Raw genomic sequence first — 1,442 nt, forward strand, 5'->3', positions numbered from 1 at the left:
GGGCTCAGGAAAACGTTGGTACCGTCGGCGGCGATGGGCGACAGGGCGATGCCCGCGGCGAAAAGGGCACCCAAGCCGAGGTAGAGCTTGAGATGCGCCAGCAGTGCAAGCAGGCGGCGCGCGCCCCGGTCTTTCAGCATGGCGCCACCTCCTCGGCAACCGCATGCGGCGAAGCGGCTTCCAGGATCTTCTCCTGCGTTGCCTCACTGCGTGCAAAACAGGCGCTGACCTGGCCATCCCGCAGCACGATGATGCGATCGGCCAGCGCCAGCAGTTCTGGCAATTCGGAGCTCACCATGAGTATGGCCATACCCTGCGCAGCCAGCGAGGCAAAGAGCTCGTACAGCTCCGCCTTGGCGCCCACATCGATGCCGCGCGTCGGCTCATCCAAAAGGAGCACGGACGGCGAAGTGGCCAGACACTTGCCTGCTACCACCTTCTGCTGATTGCCGCCGCTCAGGGTCTCCACCGGCTGTTGAAAGCCTGTTGCCTTGATGCGCAGCCGTTGCATCAGCTCCTGCGCCAAGCGTCGTTCGCGCCGGCCGGAGATGAGCGCTGCGCGCAGCACCTTGTGCAAGGTAGCTAAGGTCAGGTTATGACCAGTGTTCATGGGGATCACCAAACCAGAGCGCCGTCTATCCTCGGGCACTAAAGCAATGCCGCGGCGCAGCGCATCGCGAGGGGAGCTCAGCCAAATGGGCGCACCGTGGAGAAGGATCCGCCCGCGCACGCGCAACGGATGCAGGCCGAACAGGCACTCCAAGAGCTCGGTCCTGCCGGAACCGAGCAGGCCGGCAACGCCAAGAATTTCGCCCTCGTGCACCTCCAGGCTGATGTCGCGCAGCACAGGCGGCAGGCCGGGTATCTCTGCCTCCAAGGTGAGGTGTTCGACTTTGAGAACCACGTTAGGCCTCGGCGCCGGGTGATGAGCGTCCAATGTCGAAAGCTCGCGTCCCACCATCATCCTGATGATCTCGGCGCGGGAGGTTTGGGCCGCAGGCACCGTGCCCACCAGGCGGCCATCGCGCAGCACGGAGATGCGGTCGGCGATCTGGAAGACCTCGCCCAGGCGATGCGAGATGTAGATGATGGCAATCCCCTTGTTCTTGAGCCTGTTGAGTACCTCGAACAGGGCCGCTGTCTCTGCCTGGGACAGGGCAGAGGTGGGCTCGTCCATGATGAGCACGCGCGCCGCCCTGGAGACCGCCCGGGCAATTTCCACAAGTTGCTGTTGGCCGATGCGTAGAGTGCGCACCAGGGCCGATGGTGAAATGGCAATGTGCAGCTGGGCAAGGACCTCGGCGGCCATGCGCTCCATCTGCCTCTTGTTGACCAGCCCGCTGCGCCGCAGTGGCTCCCTGCCCAAGAAGATGTTCTCCGCCACGGTGAGCTCCGGCACCAGCGTCAGCTCTTGGTAGATGATGCCGATGCCTGCTTCTTGC

The 1,442-nt window shown here is 64.0% G+C and carries 2 protein-coding genes; both read right to left on the reverse strand.

All coding sequences use genetic code 11. The annotated features are described in order from the left end of the window. Window positions 1-140: hypothetical protein (locus H5U38_03345; protein MBC7186050.1), on the reverse strand; the 140-nt coding region annotated here is incomplete at its 3' end. Next, window positions 134-1,442 (reverse strand): sugar ABC transporter ATP-binding protein (locus tag H5U38_03350; GenBank protein MBC7186051.1); only part of this gene is annotated, 1,309 nt, incomplete at its 5' end. The genes H5U38_03345 and H5U38_03350, both read right to left, overlap by 7 nt.

The sequence above is a fragment of the Calditrichota bacterium genome (genome assembly GCA_014359355.1).
Lineage (GTDB): Bacteria > Zhuqueibacterota > Zhuqueibacteria > JANLFK01 > Oleimicrobiaceae > Oleimicrobium.